General features: G+C 71.7%; 18 protein-coding genes. 14 read left to right on the top strand and 4 right to left on the bottom strand.

Annotation, left to right across the window (positions count from 1 at the left end; translation table 11 throughout):
* Positions 1-133: 133 nt before the first annotated feature.
* The 3 genes from rplM to glmM all read left to right on the top strand — a co-directional run bounded on the left by rplM (position 134) and on the right by glmM (position 2,623).
* Positions 134-577, top strand: coding sequence for a 50S ribosomal protein L13 (gene rplM, locus CPH93_RS19465; protein ID WP_006604900.1), 444 nt, complete (start codon positions 134-136; stop codon positions 575-577).
* 44 nt (positions 578-621) lie between these two features.
* Positions 622-1,125 (top strand): 30S ribosomal protein S9, encoded by a 504-nt coding sequence (rpsI, locus tag CPH93_RS19470; RefSeq protein WP_093483799.1) that lies wholly within the window; start codon positions 622-624, stop codon positions 1,123-1,125.
* Positions 1,126-1,264: 139 nt separating this feature from the next.
* Positions 1,265-2,623: a phosphoglucosamine mutase gene (gene glmM, locus CPH93_RS19475; RefSeq protein ID WP_096213553.1), complete on the top strand. Its 1,359-nt coding sequence runs from the start codon at positions 1,265-1,267 to the stop codon at positions 2,621-2,623.
* Between the two features lie 42 nt (positions 2,624-2,665).
* Here glmM and CPH93_RS19480 read toward each other — a convergent pair whose 3' ends face one another.
* Positions 2,666-3,601, bottom strand: coding sequence for a DUF389 domain-containing protein (locus CPH93_RS19480; protein ID WP_096213554.1), 936 nt, complete (start codon positions 3,599-3,601; stop codon positions 2,666-2,668).
* Positions 3,602-3,635: 34 nt separating this feature from the next.
* Positions 3,636-4,619, bottom strand: coding sequence for a type I pantothenate kinase (gene coaA / locus CPH93_RS19485; RefSeq protein ID WP_006604903.1), 984 nt, complete (start codon positions 4,617-4,619; stop codon positions 3,636-3,638).
* Between the two features lie 195 nt (positions 4,620-4,814).
* On the opposite strand from coaA, the gene CPH93_RS36215 reads away from it, so the two are divergent.
* On the top strand, positions 4,815-5,093 hold the full coding sequence (locus CPH93_RS36215) for a hypothetical protein (RefSeq protein WP_231976893.1): 279 nt from the start codon (positions 4,815-4,817) through the stop codon (positions 5,091-5,093).
* A gap of 125 nt (positions 5,094-5,218) precedes the next feature.
* On the opposite strand, the gene CPH93_RS19495 is transcribed toward CPH93_RS36215, so the two are convergent.
* Positions 5,219-5,623 (bottom strand): ATP-binding protein, encoded by a 405-nt coding sequence (locus CPH93_RS19495; RefSeq protein ID WP_093648931.1) that lies wholly within the window; start codon positions 5,621-5,623, stop codon positions 5,219-5,221.
* 209 nt (positions 5,624-5,832) lie between these two features.
* On the opposite strand from CPH93_RS19495, the gene CPH93_RS19500 reads away from it, so the two are divergent.
* The 10 genes from CPH93_RS19500 to CPH93_RS19545 all read left to right on the top strand — a co-directional run bounded on the left by CPH93_RS19500 (position 5,833) and on the right by CPH93_RS19545 (position 15,466).
* Positions 5,833-6,702 (top strand): helix-turn-helix domain-containing protein, encoded by an 870-nt coding sequence (locus CPH93_RS19500; protein WP_093648930.1) that lies wholly within the window; start codon positions 5,833-5,835, stop codon positions 6,700-6,702.
* Between the two features lie 5 nt (positions 6,703-6,707).
* The gene (locus tag CPH93_RS19505) at positions 6,708-6,914 is read left to right on the top strand and encodes a DUF397 domain-containing protein (protein WP_093648929.1); all 207 of its coding nucleotides are present in this window, start codon (positions 6,708-6,710) and stop codon (positions 6,912-6,914) included.
* A gap of 54 nt (positions 6,915-6,968) precedes the next feature.
* A complete protein-coding gene (glmS, locus tag CPH93_RS19510; protein WP_093483791.1) occupies positions 6,969-8,816 on the top strand; it encodes a glutamine--fructose-6-phosphate transaminase (isomerizing) in 1,848 nt (615 codons plus the stop codon).
* On the top strand, positions 8,813-9,181 hold the full coding sequence (locus tag CPH93_RS19515) for a holo-ACP synthase (protein ID WP_006604908.1): 369 nt from the start codon (positions 8,813-8,815) through the stop codon (positions 9,179-9,181). The genes glmS and CPH93_RS19515 overlap by 4 nt, the downstream gene beginning before the upstream one ends.
* Before the next feature lie 116 nt (positions 9,182-9,297).
* Positions 9,298-10,722 carry an NAD(P)H-hydrate dehydratase gene (locus CPH93_RS19520; RefSeq protein ID WP_096215507.1) on the top strand — a complete coding sequence of 475 codons (1,425 nt, stop codon included), beginning with the start codon at positions 9,298-9,300 and terminating at the stop codon, positions 10,720-10,722.
* Positions 10,723-10,830: 108 nt separating this feature from the next.
* Complete coding sequence (locus CPH93_RS19525) at positions 10,831-11,637, top strand: L,D-transpeptidase (RefSeq protein WP_096213555.1); 807 nt, start codon at positions 10,831-10,833, stop codon at positions 11,635-11,637.
* A 59-nt stretch (positions 11,638-11,696) separates the two neighbouring features.
* On the top strand, positions 11,697-12,884 hold the full coding sequence (gene alr, locus CPH93_RS19530; protein WP_096213556.1) for an alanine racemase: 1,188 nt from the start codon (positions 11,697-11,699) through the stop codon (positions 12,882-12,884).
* Complete coding sequence (locus tag CPH93_RS19535) at positions 12,881-14,218, top strand: alpha/beta fold hydrolase (RefSeq protein ID WP_096213557.1); 1,338 nt, start codon at positions 12,881-12,883, stop codon at positions 14,216-14,218. The genes alr and CPH93_RS19535 overlap by 4 nt, the downstream gene beginning before the upstream one ends.
* A gap of 222 nt (positions 14,219-14,440) precedes the next feature.
* Positions 14,441-14,986 (top strand): tRNA (adenosine(37)-N6)-threonylcarbamoyltransferase complex ATPase subunit type 1 TsaE, encoded by a 546-nt coding sequence (gene tsaE / locus CPH93_RS19540; RefSeq protein ID WP_093483787.1) that lies wholly within the window; start codon positions 14,441-14,443, stop codon positions 14,984-14,986.
* Between the two features lie 204 nt (positions 14,987-15,190).
* Complete coding sequence (locus tag CPH93_RS19545) at positions 15,191-15,466, top strand: hypothetical protein (protein WP_096213558.1); 276 nt, start codon at positions 15,191-15,193, stop codon at positions 15,464-15,466.
* Positions 15,467-15,524: 58 nt separating this feature from the next.
* Here the strand turns inward: CPH93_RS19545 and CPH93_RS19550 are convergent, their stop codons facing one another.
* The gene (locus CPH93_RS19550) at positions 15,525-16,091 is read right to left on the bottom strand and encodes a L,D-transpeptidase (RefSeq protein ID WP_093483785.1); all 567 of its coding nucleotides are present in this window, start codon (positions 16,089-16,091) and stop codon (positions 15,525-15,527) included.
* Positions 16,092-16,141 lie beyond the last annotated feature (50 nt).

Below are 16,141 nucleotides of genomic sequence, written 5' to 3' on the forward strand. Positions count from 1 at the left end.
GGCCCTTACGCCGGTCCCTGGGCCGATAACCAGCGGCGGACGATCGGGTTGCGTCACCCGTAGTGCCGCCCTGCTGTGTGTCAGCCACGGCGACCAGTACAGGACCCATTCACTCAGAAGCGAAGGCTAAGACGTGCGTACGTTCAGCCCCAAGCCCGGCGATGTCCAGCGCCAGTGGCACATCATTGACGCGCAGGACGTTGTCCTGGGCCGCCTGGCCACCCAGGCCGCGTCCCTCCTGCGGGGTAAGCACAAGCCGGTCTACGCGCCGCACGTTGACATGGGTGACTTCGTCATCATCGTCAACGCCGACAAGGTGCACCTGTCCGGCAACAAGCGGACCCAGAAGATGGCCTACCGGCACTCCGGCTTCCCGGGTGGTCTGCGCTCCGTCCGCTACGACGAGCTGCTCGACAAGAACCCTGAGAAGGCCGTCGAGAAGGCCATCAAGGGCATGCTCCCCAAGAACACCCTCGGCCGTCAGATGCTCTCGAAGCTGAAGGTCTACGCGGGCGCCGAGCACCCGCACGCTGCGCAGCAGCCGGTCCCGTTCGAGATCACCCAGGTCGCGCAGTAAGTCCGGCCACCCCCTAAGACGACAGAGAGAATCTGAGGAGCATCGTGGCTGAGACCACCCCCGAGACCCCGCTGGACGAGGTCGAGGAGTACACCACCGAGACCGAGGTCGTGGAGTCGGAGTACACCTCCGAGTCCCTCGCGTCCCGCTTCGGCGACCCGCAGCCGGCGGCCGGCCTGGGCCGTCGCAAGAACGCCATCGCCCGCGTCCGGATCGTTCCGGGCACCGGCCAGTGGAAGATCAACGGCCGCACCCTTGAGGGCTACTTCCCCAACAAGGTGCACCAGCAGGAAGTCAACGAGCCCTTCAAGGTGCTCGAGCTCGACAACCGCTACGACGTCATCGCCCGCATCGCCGGCGGCGGCATCTCCGGCCAGGCCGGTGCGCTGCGCCTGGGCGTGGCCCGTGCGCTGAACGAGGCGGACGTGGACAACAACCGCGCCGCGCTGAAGAAGGCCGGGTTCCTCAAGCGTGACGACCGTGCGGTCGAGCGCAAGAAGGCCGGTCTGAAGAAGGCCCGCAAGGCGCCGCAGTACAGCAAGCGCTAACCGCGCGGCTGCTCCAGGCAGCCCTTGGCGTACGCCCCGGTGGCACCTCCGTGCTGCCGGGGCGTTCGGCTATCCGGGACCGGACGCGTATACCTGGACGTAAAACTCTGGTCCAAGCTCATCTACTCGGAGGACACCAGTGGGACGACTCTTCGGCACGGACGGTGTGCGCGGTGTCGCCAATGCGGATCTGACGGCGGAGCTGGCGCTCGGTCTGTCGGTCGCTGCGGCGCATGTGCTCGCCGAAGCGGGCACCTTCGAAGGTCACCGGCCGGTGGCGGTGGTCGGACGCGATCCACGCGCGTCCGGGGAGTTCCTGGAGGCCGCGGTCGTCGCGGGCCTGGCCAGCGCCGGCGTGGACGTGCTGCGGGTGGGTGTGCTGCCGACCCCGGCGGTCGCGTATCTGACCGGTTCGCTCGGTGCGGACCTCGGCGTGATGCTCTCCGCCAGCCACAACCCGATGCCCGACAACGGCATCAAGTTCTTCGCCCGCGGCGGCCACAAGCTCGCCGACGAGCTGGAGGACCGCATCGAGCAGACCTACCGTGCGCACAGCTCCGGTCAGCCCTGGGAGCGGCCGACCGGTGCCGGCGTGGGCCGGGTCACCGTCTACGACGAGGGCTTCGACAACTACGTCGCGCACCTCGTCGGTGTCCTGCCCAACCGCCTGGACGGGCTGAAGATCGTCATCGACGGTGCGCACGGCGCGGCGGCGCGGGTCTCGCCCGAGGCGTTCGCCCGGGCCGGCGCCGAGGTCATCACGCTCGGCACCGAGCCCGACGGTCTGAACATCAACGACGGCTGTGGCTCCACCCACCTCGCGCTGCTGCGCGCGGCCGTCGTCGAGCACGGCGCCGACCTGGGTGTCGCCCACGACGGCGACGCGGACCGCTGCCTGGCGGTGGACCGCGAGGGCCACGAGGTCGACGGGGACCAGATCCTGGCGGTGCTGGCGCTCGGGATGCGCGAGGCCGGGACGCTGCGCAAGAACACCGTGGTCGCCACCGTCATGTCCAACCTGGGCTTCAAGCTGGCCATGGAGCGCGCGGGCATCGAGCTCGTACAGACCGCGGTCGGCGACCGGTACGTCCTGGAGGAGATGAAGGCGCACGGCTTCGCGCTGGGCGGCGAGCAGTCCGGGCACGTCATCGTGCTGGACCACGCCACCACCGGCGACGGCACGCTGACCGGTCTGATGCTGGCCGCCCGGGTCGCCGCGACCGGCCGGCCGCTGGCCGAGCTGGCGGGCGTCATGGAGCGGCTGCCGCAGATCCTCATCAACGTCCCCGACGTCGACCGGGCGCGGGTGGCCACCTCTCCCGAGCTGACCGCGGCCGTCACCGAGGCGGAGCGGGAACTGGGCGCGACCGGGCGGGTGCTGCTGCGGCCGTCCGGCACGGAGCCGCTGGTCCGCGTCATGGTGGAGGCGGCCGACATCGAGCAGGCCCGGGCGGTGGCCGGACGGCTGGCCGACGCGGTCAAGTCCGCACTGGGCTGAGCGCGGGGCGGAATGCTTCGGCGGGCGGGTTCCTGACGGCGGTCAGGAGCCCGCCCGTTCGCGGTGGCGGGCCCACAGGAGCTTCTGGACCGAGAGCGTGAGCACGCCGGCCAGGACGATGCCGACGAGGTTCAGCAGGAGCTGTTCCATGGAGCTCCAGGCCTGCCCGTACTCGCCGTAGCTGAAGGCCACGGCGGCGTTGGCGGCCGCCGGGACCGTGGTGACGGAGATGGCCACCCCGACCAGGGCGCCCGACTTGGCCGACGTCAGGGAGAGCACTCCCGCGCAGCCGGCGAGCACGGCGACGACGAAGGAGAACCAGTCGGGCCGGTAGATGAAGTTGGTGTTCGGCCGCGCCGCGTCCAGGTCGGTGGCGTGGAACAGCCCGACCGCGTCCATGAAGTGGGTGAAGCCCACCGTCACCGCCATGGCCACCGCGAACCCGACGACCAGGGCCAGCACGGAGCGCCAGGCCAGCCGCGGAGCGCGGCGCACCACGGCGGTGCAGACGCCGGCCACCGGACCGAACTCCGGTCCGACCGCCATCGCGCCGACGATCAGGATGGCGTTGTCGAGCACCACACCACAGGCCGCGATCATCGTCGCCAGGGTCAGGAACGCGAGATAGGTGACCGAGAGGGTCGACTCCTCGTGGGTGGCGTCGGTGAGGGACTCCCACAACACCGCGTCCGCGCCCTCGCCCGGCGCGTCCTTCTCCGCCTGGTCCGCGTGCCGCGACAGCGACAGGTGGACGTCCTCCACGGCGATCGAGCCGGACTCGTCGATGCCCAGGGCCCGAAGGTCGGCCAGCAGGCCGTCGCCCGCCTCGCGCGCCACGTCGCACAGCACGACATCGCCCGGCGGGTTGCGGGCGGCGCCGGTGAGCTGGACCAGGTGGGCGGTGCCGACGGTGTCCTCCAGCAGCTGGACGACGGTGTCCGTACGGTCGGCGGGCACGATCAGACGCAGATGCAGCACGGGTGACGGGCTCCCTCGGGGCTTCGGTGGTCGGTCAGAGCTTGCGCAACGACAGCCGCTGCACCTTGTGGTCCGGGCCCTTGCGGAGCACCAGGTTCGCGCGGCCGCGGGTCGGGGCCACATTCTGTTGCAGATTGGGCTTGTTGATGGTCCGCCACATCTTCCGGGCGTAGTCGAGGGCCTCGTCCTCGGAGACCTGGGTGTACTTGCGGAAGTACGAGAACGGGTTCTGGAAGGCGGTCTCGCGCAGCTTGCGGAAGCGGCCGAGGTACCACTTCTCGATGTCCTCGGTGCGGGCATCGACGTAGACGGAGAAGTCGAAGAAGTCGGCGAGGCCGAGGCGGGTGCGGCCGTCCTTGCCGGGCAGCGCCGGCTGGAGGACGTTCAGCCCCTCGACGATGAGGATGTCCGGGCGGCGGACGGTCAGCCGCTCGCCGGGCACGATGTCGTAGATCAGGTGGGAGTAGACCGGCGCGGAGACCTCGGCCCGGCCGGACTTCACATCCGCCACGAAGCGGGTCAGCGCCCGCCGGTCGTAGGACTCCGGGAAGCCCTTGCGGGACATCAGACCGCGGCGGTGCAGCTCGGCGTTGGGGAAGAGGAAGCCGTCGGTGGTGACCAGCTCCACCCGCGGATGCTCGGGCCAGCGGGCCAGCAGCGCCTGGAGCAGGCGGGCGGTGGTGGACTTCCCGACCGCCACGCTGCCCGCGACCCCGATGACGAAGGGGGTGCCGGTCTGGGGGCCGCCGCCCGCGTCGCCGAGGAAGGTGTTCAGCGCGCCGCGCAGATTGCTGGTGGCGCCGACGTAGAGGTTGAGGAGCCGGGACAGCGGGAGATAGACATCGCGGACCTCGTCGAGGTCGATGACATCGCCGAGGCCCCGCAGCCGTTCGACCTCGTCGGCCGTCAGGGGCAGCGGGGTCTTCTCCCGCAGGGCGCTCCACTGCGCGCGCGTCAGATCGACGTACGGGGAGCTTTCGGCGCGGCGTCGTTGCTGCGGATCGGTCGTCGAGGGCACGCGCCCATTGTGCGCAGCCGTCATGTGCCGTTCACCTCCGGGTGCCACGCTGGCGTTTGCGGGTGGGCTTGTGACCGTCGGTACGGGCTTGGGCGCTTCTCCACCTTGGTGTCTGTACCCGCACGGATATTGCCCGGTACGGTCGGTGGCGGGGACACGCCCGCCCAGGGCCGTGGACGATGCAAGGGGGTACGTGTGGGAGCGCGTAAGGCCGGTCTGCTGGGACAGCGACCGTGGGGGAGGGCCGCGGGGGCGGTCCGTATCCGGGGAACGAAGGCCGCGTCGGACTGCTTCGCCGCGCGGGTGTACGCCGAGCTGGCGGAGGATCTCCCGGACGAGGATCTGGGCGAGGACCTCGCCGATTTCCTGGAGCGCTATGAGCCGGTCACCGGGCACGGCGTGGACGCGGAGGCGGACGAGGAGTTCCTGGAGACGGTGCGTGAGGCGCATGATCGGATAGCGCTGGGGTATTGAGGGCAGCCCCTGTCCGCCGGCGGCGGACAGGGCGGAGCGTTCCGCGGGGCGGGGCGCCATGTGCGTGACCTCTTTGAGGAGATCTCGGTGACCGCCTGTCGGTGGTCACCGAGTGCATGTGTGGCTCATGGCTGCCCGGTGCGGTGGATCGCGAGGTGGGCCCACACCGTCTTGCCGGGGTGGCGTGGCCGTACGCCCCAGTTCTCGGACAGCGCGTCGACGAGGAACAGGCCGCGGCCGGAGAGGTCGTCCAGGGCCGGCTTGTGAAGTTCGGGCATCTGCCACTGGTAGGAGTCGGCGACCTCCAGGACCAGGACGCCGTGGCGGCGGCGTAAGCCCAGTTCGAAGTAGTCGCCCGTCCCCTTGGCGTGGTTGACGACGTTGGTGGTCAGTTCGCTGGCGATGAGGACGGCGTCTGCGGTGAGGTGGCCGAGTTTCCAGTCGGTCAGGGTCGCTGCGGCGTGGTGTCGTACGGCGGAGATGGAACGTGCGCGGACCCGGAACCTCTTGATGCATGTGCGCCCGGACATGGGTCCCCCAAGGGTGTGGGCAGGCGGGATCGTGATCACTCACCGTCCTGGAGTGGCAGCACGGAGTGAGGCAATCGAAGCTAGGGCCACACTGCGGCAAGTTGCAAGTCATGGGTAGATGTAAATTTACGAGCTACGTGGCGACTCAATTGCCTGGTGTGCACGGGGCGTTACTGTGCATGCTTGACGTGTATGGCAGGGGAGGTGGCATGCCCGCAGGTGGGAAGCCCACGGTGCGTAGTCGAAGGCTCGGTGCGGCCCTCAAGCGGTACCGGCTCGCTGCTCGGCTCGACCAGGAGCATGCGGCCGAGGTGTTGGGCTGCTCGGTAGCCAAGATCAGCCGGGTCGAAGCGGGTATCAGCGCGTCGCGCGTCGGGGATGTGCGCGTCCTGCTGGACCTCTATGAGGTGTCGGATGCGAACGTAAGAGTGCAGCTGGAGCACCTTGCGCGGGTGAGCGGCAAGCGCGGTTGGTGGCTTGACTACGCGGGCATGGTGAGCGATGAACATGCCGATCTCATCGCGTTGGAAACCGACGCGTCCTACATCCGGACATGGCAACCGCTGTTCATTCCTGGGCTGCTTCAGACGCCCGGCTATCTCAGGACTCTTGTTGACGGAAGCCATACAAAGCATTCCGCGGAAACCGTTGAGAAGGCCATGGCCGTTCGGCGGGAGCGGAAGCGGGTCGTCGAGGAGGGCGGGGTGGATTTCGCCGCGGTCGTGTGGGAGCCGGCGCTCACTGCTCCGATGCCCTCACAGGGAGTGCACCGTGATCAGCTGACGCACATCCGTGAGCTGGCCCAGCAGCAGAACGTCACGTTGCAGGTTCTCCCGTACTCGGAATGGGGCGCCGCTCATATGGCGTCGCACTTTTCCATCTTCGCGTTCGGGCCGGAGCCCGCTCCGGAAGCAGTTGCGTTCGACAGCACGACGAGCACTGTCATCATCGAGGACTTGGAAGATGTCGCCAAGCATGCGCGCATTTTTGAAGCGCTTCGATCCGCCGCGCTGAGCCGCAAGCAGAGCCTGACGTTCCTCGATAAAGCGATAGAAAACATGCCGGAGGGTGAGCGGTGAACTCTATGGAGAACCGTGCGATAGTCACCGAGTTCGTGAAGGCCCGGGCCTCGCAGGGGATCAACCAGGAGTGCGTCGAGGTCGCCTGGACGGCCGACGGTGGCCGGGCCGTCCAGGACAGCAAGGACCGGGATGGCGGGACGCAGTTCTACGGGCCCGGGGCCTGGGCCGCGTTCGTCTGCGCCGTGAAGGCCGGTTTCTTCGGACCGTGACCCGCCGCAACGTGCCGCTGCGGGCCGTGCGGGCCCGCAGCGTACGCTGCCTTCATGTGCGGAATCGTGGGATATGTGGGCGGGCAGAGCGCCCTTGACGTCGTCCTGGCCGGGCTGAAGCGGCTGGAGTACCGCGGGTATGACTCGGCGGGGGTCGCCGTGCTGGCCGACGGCGGGCTGGCGGCGGCCAAGAAGGCCGGCAAACTCGCCAATCTGGAGAAGGAGCTGGCCGACCGTCCGCTGCCGACGGGGTCGACGGGCATCGGGCACACCCGGTGGGCGACCCACGGCGGGCCCACCGATGAGAACGCGCACCCGCATCTGGACAACGCCGGGCGGGTCTCCGTCGTGCACAACGGGATCATCGAGAACTTCGCCGGGCTGCGGGCCGAACTCACCGACCGCGGGCATGAGTTGGCGTCCGAGACGGACACCGAGGTCGTGGCGCATCTGCTCGCCGAGGCGTATTCGTCCTGCGGGGAGCTGGCCGAGGCGATGCGGCAGGTGTGCCGGCGGCTGGAGGGGGCCTTCACCCTGGTCGCGGTGCATGCCGATGAGCCGGATGTGGTGGTCGGGGCGCGCCGGAACTCGCCGCTGGTGGTGGGGGTCGGGGACGGCGAGGCGTTTCTCGCCTCGGATGTGGCGGCGTTCATCGCGCATACGAGGGAGGCCGTCGAGCTGGGGCAGGACCAGGTCGTGGAGCTGCGCCGGGAGGCGGTGACGGTTACCGACTTCGACGGGGCGCCCGCGGAGGTCCGCGAGTACCACGTGGACTGGGACGCCTCGGCCGCCGAGAAGGGCGGCTACGACTACTTCATGCTGAAGGAGATCGCGGAGCAGCCGAAGGCCGTCGCGGACACGCTGTTGGGGCGGATCGACGCGTCGGGCGTGCTGTCGCTGGACGAGGTGCGGATCCCGGCGGAGGTGCTGCGCGAGGTAGACAAGGTCGTCATCGTGGCGTGCGGGACGGCGTACCACGCGGGGATGATCGCCAAGTACGCGATCGAGCACTGGACCAGGATTCCGTGTGAGACGGAGCTGGCGAGTGAATTCCGGTACCGGGACCCGATTCTGGACCGGCACACGCTGGTGATCGCGATCAGCCAGTCCGGCGAGACGATGGACACCCTGATGGCGCTGCGGCATGCGCGTGAGCAGGGTGCGAAGGTGCTGGCCATCTGCAACACGAACGGGTCGACCATCCCGCGGGAGTCGGATGCGGTGCTGTACACGCATGCCGGGCCGGAGGTGGCGGTGGCGTCGACGAAGGCGTTTCTGACGCAGCTGGTGGCCTGCTATCTGGTGGCGCTGTACCTGGCGCAGGTGCGGGGCACGAAGTGGGGCGACGAGATCCGGGCCGTGGTGCGCGAACTCGCGGCCATCGGCACCCAGGTCGAGCAGGTGCTCGGCACGATGGAGCCGGTACGGGAGCTGGCGCGCAGCCTTGCCGGCAAGAACACGGTGCTCTTCCTCGGCCGGCACGTGGGCTATCCGGTGGCGCTGGAGGGCGCGCTGAAGCTCAAGGAACTCGCGTACATGCACGCGGAGGGCTTTGCGGCCGGTGAGCTCAAGCACGGGCCGATCGCGCTGATCGAGGAGGATCTGCCGGTGGTGGTGGTCGTGCCGTCGCCGCGTGGGCGGTCCGTGCTGCACGACAAGATCGTGTCGAACATTCAGGAGATCCGGGCCCGGGGGGCGCGGACCATCGTGATCGCGGAGGAGGGCGACGAGACGGTCGTGCCGTACGCCGATCACCTCGTGCGGATTCCGCGGACGCCGGTGCTGCTGCAGCCGCTGGTGTCGACGGTGCCGTTGCAGGTCTTCGCCTGTGAGCTGGCCACCGCCCGCGGCAACGAGGTCGACCAGCCGCGCAACCTCGCCAAGTCGGTGACCGTCGAATGATCGTCGGGGTCGGGATCGACGTCGCCGAGATCGACCGCTTCGGGGCGGCGCTGGACCGTACGCCGGAGCTGGCGCGGCGGTTGTTCCTGCCCGCGGAACTGACGCTGCCGAGCGGGGAACGCCGCGGTACCGCCTCGCTGGCGGCCCGGTTCGCCGCCAAGGAGGCGGTCGCCAAGGCGCTCGGGGCACCGGGCGGGCTGCACTGGACCGACGTCGAGGTGTGTGTCGAGGACAGCGGGCAGCCGCGGCTGCGGGTGTGCGGCACGGTCGAGGCGCGCGCCGCGGAACTCGGCGTCCGGTCCTGGCATGTGTCGCTGAGCCATGACGCGGGGGTCGCCTCCGCCGTGGTGGTCGCCGAGGCGTAGGGCGTCCTCCTGGAGCCTGCTGTGGCGCCCGTCCCCCGTTCGTCGGAGGCGGGCGCCGCTCTCGTGCAGAGAGGAAATCCGCCGTACCCCGTCTGCCAGGGGCGAGACTTGTGGGTATGAGGACTGCCTACAGCGTGGAGACCGTGCGGGCCGCCGAGCAAGAGCTCATGGCCCGGTTGCCCGAAGGGGCCCTGATGCAGCGGGCCGCGGCCGGACTGGCCGTGGCCTGCGCGGAGTTGCTGGGGCGGGTGTACGGCGCCCGGGTGGTGCTGCTGGTGGGCAGCGGCGACAACGGCGGGGACGCGCTGTACGCCGGTGCCCGGCTGGCGCGGCGGGGGGCCGGGGTGGTGGCGGTGCTGCTGTCGCCCGAACGGGCACACCGGGGCGGGCTCGCCGCGCTGCGGTCGGCCGGGGGCCGGGTGTCGGACGAGGCGCTGCGGGACCTCGCCCGGGCCGATCTGGTGGTGGACGGGATCGTCGGGATCGGGGGGCGCGGCGGGCTGCGGCCCGAGGCGGCGCAACTGGCGCGGGCGGCATGGGAGTCGGCGCCCGTCGTGGCCGTCGATCTGCCGAGCGGGGTGAATGCGGACACCGGCGAGGTGCGCGGGGAGGCGGTACGGGCCGATGCGACGGTGACCTTCGGCGCGTACAAGCCGGGGCTGCTGACCGACCCGGCGCGGGAGCGGGCGGGGGCGCTGCGGCTGGTGGACATCGGGCTCACGCTGCCGGCGGACGGTGCGATGGAGGCGTTGCAGCACGCGGACGTGGCGGAGCTGCTGCCGCGCCCGGCGGCCGAGAGCGACAAGTACCGGCGGGGCGTGGTGGGGGTGGTCGCCGGGTCCGCGCGGTATCCGGGGGCGGCGGTGCTCGCGGTGGCCGGGGCGCTGCGGGGCGGCGCGGGGGCGGTGCGCTACGTCGGGCCGGCCGCGGACGCCGTACTGGCCCGCTTCCCGGAGACGCTGGTGCACGCCGGGCCGCCGGACAAGGCGGGGCGGGTTCAGTCGTGGGTGATCGGGCCCGGCATCGGGGACGAGTCGGAGGCGCTGGACGACGTGCTGGCGTCGGATGTGCCGGTGCTGGTGGACGCGGACGGGCTGCGGTTCCTGACGCCGCAGCGGGTGCGGGAGCGCCGCGCGGAGACGCTGCTCACGCCGCATGCGGGGGAGGCCGCGGCGCTGCTCGGGAGCGGGCGTGCGGAGGTCGAGGCGGCGCGGCTGGCGTCCGTACGGGAGTTGGCGCGGAGTTTCGGTGCCACGGTGCTGCTCAAGGGCTCGACGACGCTGGTCGCGGCGGCCGACGGGCCGGTGCGGGTCAACCCCACCGGGACCAGCTGGCTGGCGACGGCCGGGAGCGGGGACGTGCTGTCCGGGGTGACGGGCTCCCTGCTCGCCGCGGGGCTGCCGGCCCGGGACGCGGGATCCGTCGGTGCGTATCTGCACGGGCTGGCCGCGCGCCGGGCTGCCGGGCCGGCGGGCGCCCCGATCCTGGCCTCCGAGGTGGCCGCCCATCTGGACGCGGCCTGGCGGGATGTGACGGACTGACAGCTGCCGCCGACGGCGTTACGCCCCGCGGGGGAAAGCGGCGGGCACCAGGGCGAACCTGGTGCGCGGCAGGCGGTATGACCGTCCGATCATGGCATACGTGAGGGCATGAAACGCACCTTTTCGGCGCTGCTGGTCTGCGCCTCGCTGCTCGTTGTCGGGCCGCCCGCGGTGGCCGTCGCCCCGTCGCGCGTGCCGTCGGAGGCGTCCGACCTGGTACCCGGTCTCCCGCAGGCGGCCCGGCCCGCGGCCTCCCCGGACGGGGCGCCGCGGCCGCACATCGAGTACGTACCGCGGTCCGAGGTGGTGCCCCACGGCCTCCGGGCGGCGGCGTGCAGCCGGTCCACCGGGCCCTACCAGCGGCAGACCGAGCGCTATCTGCGGCGGGACGTGGACGGGCGGCAGAGCCAGGGGGACTGCCGGGCGATCCGGCGCTTCCAGCAGATGCACCGCATTGCGCCGGCGACCGGCTTCGCCGGGCCGGTCACCGGGGCCATGGTGCGGCTGATGCGGGCCAAGAAGGACCCCAACCGGGCCGGGCACTGCCCCGACCGGGCCGAGCGCACGGCCTGCGTCGACCTGAACCGGCAGCTGATGTGGGTGCAGCAGAACGGGCGGGTGATCTTCGACCCGGTCACCATCCGCTCCGGTGCGCCGACGATGGAGACCCGAACCGGGATGTACCGGATCTATCTGCGCCACCGGCGCCACATCTCGAACCTGTACCACACGGCGATGCCCTACGCGCAGTTCTTCGACCGCGGGGAGGCGCTGCACGGCGTCTACGAGGACATCTTCTCCGGGCCCGGCTCGCACGGCTGCGTCAACCTCACCATGACGGACGCGCGCAGGGTCTGGGACGTACTGAAGAAGGGCGACATCGTGTACGTCTGGGGGCGGAAACCCGGGGTGTGAGAACGGTTTCCCCGCCCGTCCCCCGGGGCGCCACGGCAGCGCCTGCGACACTGAGGGGGATGAACGAGACAGCAAAGCGCGCCCGCGCCGCCATCGACCTCGCCGCCGTGCGGTCGAATGTGCGTGCCCTGCGGGACCGTGCACCCCGGGCAGAGCTGATGGCCGTGGTCAAGTCCGACGGCTATGGACACGGGGCGGTGCGCTGTGCGCGCGCCGCCCGTGAGGCCGGTGCGGACTGGCTGGGCACGGCGCTGCCCGAGGAGGCCTTCGCGCTGCGGGCGGCCGGTGACACCGGGCGGCTGATGTGCTGGCTGTGGACGCCGGGCGGCCCCTGGCGCAGGGCCGTCGAGCAGGACATCGACGTCTCGGTGAGCGGGCTGTGGGCGTTGCGCGAGGTGACCGCGGCGGCGCGGGAGTGCGGCCGGACCGCCCGCGTCCAGCTCAAGATCGACACCGGTCTCGGCCGCAACGGCTGTGCGCCCGCCGACTGGCCCGAACTGACCGCCGCGGCCCGCGCCGCCGAGGCCGACGGCGCGCTGCGGATCACCGGCGTCTGGTCGCACTTCGCCTGCGCCGACGAGCCGGGTCACCCCTCGATCGCGGCCCAGCTGACCGCCTTCCACGAGGGGTTGGCGACTGCCGAGGCGGCCGGGCTGCGCCCCGAGGTGCGGCACATCGCCAACACCCCGGCGCTGCTGACCCTCCCCGAGGCGCACTTCGACCTGGTCCGTACCGGCATCGGCATCTACGGCATCTCGCCCAGCCCCGAGGTCGGCACCTCGCAGGAGCTGGGGCTGCGGCCGGCGATGACGCTGGAGGCCGCGCTGGCGTCGGTCAAGCGCGTCCCGGGCGGCCACGGCGTGTCGTACGGGCATCAGTACACGACACCCGGCGAGACGACCCTGGCGCTGGTCCCGCTCGGCTATGCCGACGGCATCCCGCGGCACGCCTCCAACGGCGGCCCGGTGCTGGTCGCCGGCAAGTGGCGGACGGTCGCCGGGCGGATCGCGATGGACCAGTTCGTGGTCGACCTGGGAGGCGACAGCGCCGAGCCGGGCGATCCGGCGGTGCTGTTCGGCCCCGGCGACCGCGGGGAGCCGACCGCCGAGGACTGGGCCCGGGTGGCCGGAACCATCGGCTATGAGATCGTCACCCGGATCGGAACGCGGGTGCCGCGCGTCTATGTGGACAGCGACACACGCAGCACAACCGAAGGAGACCGCACGCTCACGGGGGGTACGGCATGACCGAGGGGCAGGAGGCCGCCGCGCAGGCGGTGGAGGCGGCGGCCGAGGCCGCCGGCAACTGGGCGCGGGCGGGCCGGCACGCCGGTATCGCCGGCGCCGCGATCGGCGTGGTCGCGGCGGGTGCCGCGGCCGGGGTGGCGATAGAGCGGATGACGGTCGGCCGCGGGATGCGCCGCCGGGCCCGGCTCGCGCTGGACGCCGCCGGTCCGTACGGCACGCTGCGCGGCACACCGGGCGCGGCGATCGCCGAGGACGGCACCGAGCTGTACTACGAGGTCGACGAGGTGGGCCCGGAGCCGGGCCAGCCGGAGAAGGACGACCGGCCGGCCCGGGCGGCCAAGAACGGCCGGCACGGCAAGGGCGACCGCTCGGCCAAGCCCGTCCGCGGCAAGGAGGCCCGGGCCGCGCAGGAGGCCCAGGGCGCCCTGCGCAAGCGGCTGACGGCGGCGCTGGGCCGGCGCTCGGCGGCCCCGACGGTCGTTTTCAGCCACGGCTACTGCCTCAGCCAGGACTCCTGGCACTTCCAGCGCTCCGCCCTGCGTGGCACGGTGCGCACCGTCCACTGGGACCAGCGCAGCCACGGCCGCTCCTCGCGCGGCCACGGCCAGATCGACGGGACCGAAGAGGTCACCATCGATCTGCTGGGCCGGGACCTGAAGGCGGTGCTGGACGCCGCGGTCCCCGAGGGGCCGATCGTGCTGGTCGGGCACTCCATGGGCGGGATGACGGTGATGGCGCTGGCCGACCAGTTCCCGGAGTTCGTCGCGGAGCGGGTGGTCGGGGTGGCCCTGATCGGCACGTCCGCGGGCCGGCTCAGCGAGGTCACCTATGGGCTGCCGTCGATGGGCATGAAGGCCTTCCACTGGCTCGCGCCGGGCGTGATCAAGGCGCTGGGCTGGCAGCACGAGATCGTCGAGCGCGGGCGGCGGGCCACCGCCGATCTCTTCGCGGGGCTGATCAAGCGGTACTCGTTCGGGACGCCGGAGAAGGTGGACCCGGGCATCGCGCGGTTCGGCGAGCGGCTGATCGAGGCGACCCCGATCGATGTGGTCGCCGAGTTCTTCCCGGCGTTCGCGGTGCACGACAAGACCGAGGCGCTGGTGGCGTACGACGCGGTGCCCGCGCTGGTGCTCGCCGGGGAGAGCGATCTGATCACCCCCGCCGATCACAGCCGGACGATCGCCGAGGTGCTGCCCGATGCGGAGCTGGTGTGTGTCCCGGGCGCCGGACATCTGGTGATGCTGGAGCGGCCCGAGCTGGTCAATGACCATCTGGTGTCGCTGGTGGAGCGGGCGAGCGCGGCGGCCCGCAGCTCCCGGCACGCGCGCGCCTGAGCTGGGGCCCGGCCGGGTCCGGTCCGATGTGGCTCGGCCGGGCCCGGTCTGACGTGGCTGGGCGGCCTGCTCGATGTGGCCCGGTGGGCTGCTTGACCTGGCCCGGAGGCGTGCCCTCGCACGGCCACCGGGCCCCCGACCAGGCATGATCCACTCGCCCGGCGGCCCGGCCGGTCACCCGGTCCGGGACCGCCACCGCGTCCGGGCCGTACCATTTGCGGCATGAGCACCACCGGCGCGATCGCGCACCTCACCGTCAAGTCCCCTGACCAGATGCAGGAGTTGGGCCGTCGGCTGGCCCCGCTGCTGCGCCCCGGCGACCTGGTGCTGCTCACCGGTGAGCTGGGCGCCGGAAAGACCACGCTGACCCGCGGCCTGGGCGAGGGCCTGGGCGTGCGCGGCGCGGTCACCTCCCCCACCTTCGTCATCGCCCGGGTCCACCCCTCGCTGGCCGGCGGCCCCCCGCTGGTGCATGTCGACGCCTACCGGCTCGGCGGCGGCCTGGACGAGATGGAGGACCTCGACCTCGATGTCTCGCTGCCGGAGTCGGTGGTGGTCGTGGAGTGGGGCGAGGGCAAGGTCGAGGAGCTGTCCGAGGACCGGCTGCATGTGGTCATCGGGCGGGCCGTGGGGAGCGACGGCCCGGCCGGGGCGCCGGAGACCGATGTGGACGAGGTGGCCGAGGTGGACGACGTCCGCGAGGTGACGGTGACCGGCTTCGGCGCGCGCTGGGCGGACGCCGGGCTGCCCGCCCTGGAGACCTGCTGACCGCGGGGCGAAACCCTCGGCCGCCGCGCCGCTGTGGAGCGGCAGTGGGACGGGCCGCACGCCCGTAGTTTCCGACAAGCCGTCGGTAAGATGTTGCGTACCTGGTGCCGGGCGTGGTGACATGGGAAGAGACCCCTAGTTAGGTCAGCCTAAGTAGCCAGCCTAGCTTCTGTCGCTTTGCCCCAGGAGCCCCGGGAGGCGTCCATGTCGGCCCACCAGCCCTTCCCTACGCCTGAAGGGCCCGTCGAGGCGGCCGGGCGCGAGGCGCGCGAGACGCCGACCATGAATGAGCTGCTGGCGGCGTGCGCCGCGGCCAGCGCCGTCTCCACGCCCCCTGACGCCGCCGAAGAGGACCGCCGGACCGCGGGGCCGGGCGCTCCGGACGAGCAGGACGTGAAGGAAAAGCAGGAGAAGGACCGGGAAGAGGGAGCCGGGGCCGGGACGAGGCCGGCGTCCACCGGCGGCCGGGACGCGGCGTAGCCCGTAGGGGCGACAGCGCGGCGGTCCCGGGGCTGCCCGGTTCGGGTCCGTGCGCGGGTCAGGAGACCACGACGACCTTGGTGCCGTGCAGTGCGAAGTCCCACATCGCCTTGCCGTCCTCGCGCGACTCACGGATGCCGCCGGTCTTCTTCGCCGGGCCCGGTGCGGGCCGCGAACCGTTCACGGCGGCGCTGAAGCCGACCGTGACGCCGTTGACGGCGGCGAACCGCACGACGTGCTCGATCGCGATGCCGTCCGAGCCCGTCACGCTCACCGACCGCGAGCCGACCGCGTAGCTGCCCGGCGGGGGGCTGACCGTACTGGGCGTGACCGGGAACGTACGCCGTGCCGTGCCCTTCGCGTCGACCAGCCAGACCCGCTTGGCGCCGAGCGAGTAGACGATCCGCTGGCCCGTGCCGGAGGCCGCGGGGACCGGGGCCGGAGCGGGCGCCTTGTCCTTCTTGTCGTGCCGGTCCTGGTGGTTCTTGGGGGCGTGGTGGCTGTCCTTGCGGGCCTCGTTGAGAGTGTCCGGGGCGGACGCCGAGGCCTGGTACCCGAGCACCCCGACCGCGACCAGGGCCGCCGCCGTCAGCGCGGTGACGATCGTGCTGCTCTTAGCGGGCACCGCTGTGCCACCTTTCCTCCCGCTCCCCGCCGCCGGCGGGGAGCCCCGGG

This window comes from Streptomyces sp. 2323.1 (assembly GCF_900221035.1).
Lineage (GTDB): Bacteria > Actinomycetota > Actinomycetes > Streptomycetales > Streptomycetaceae > Streptomyces > Streptomyces sioyaensis.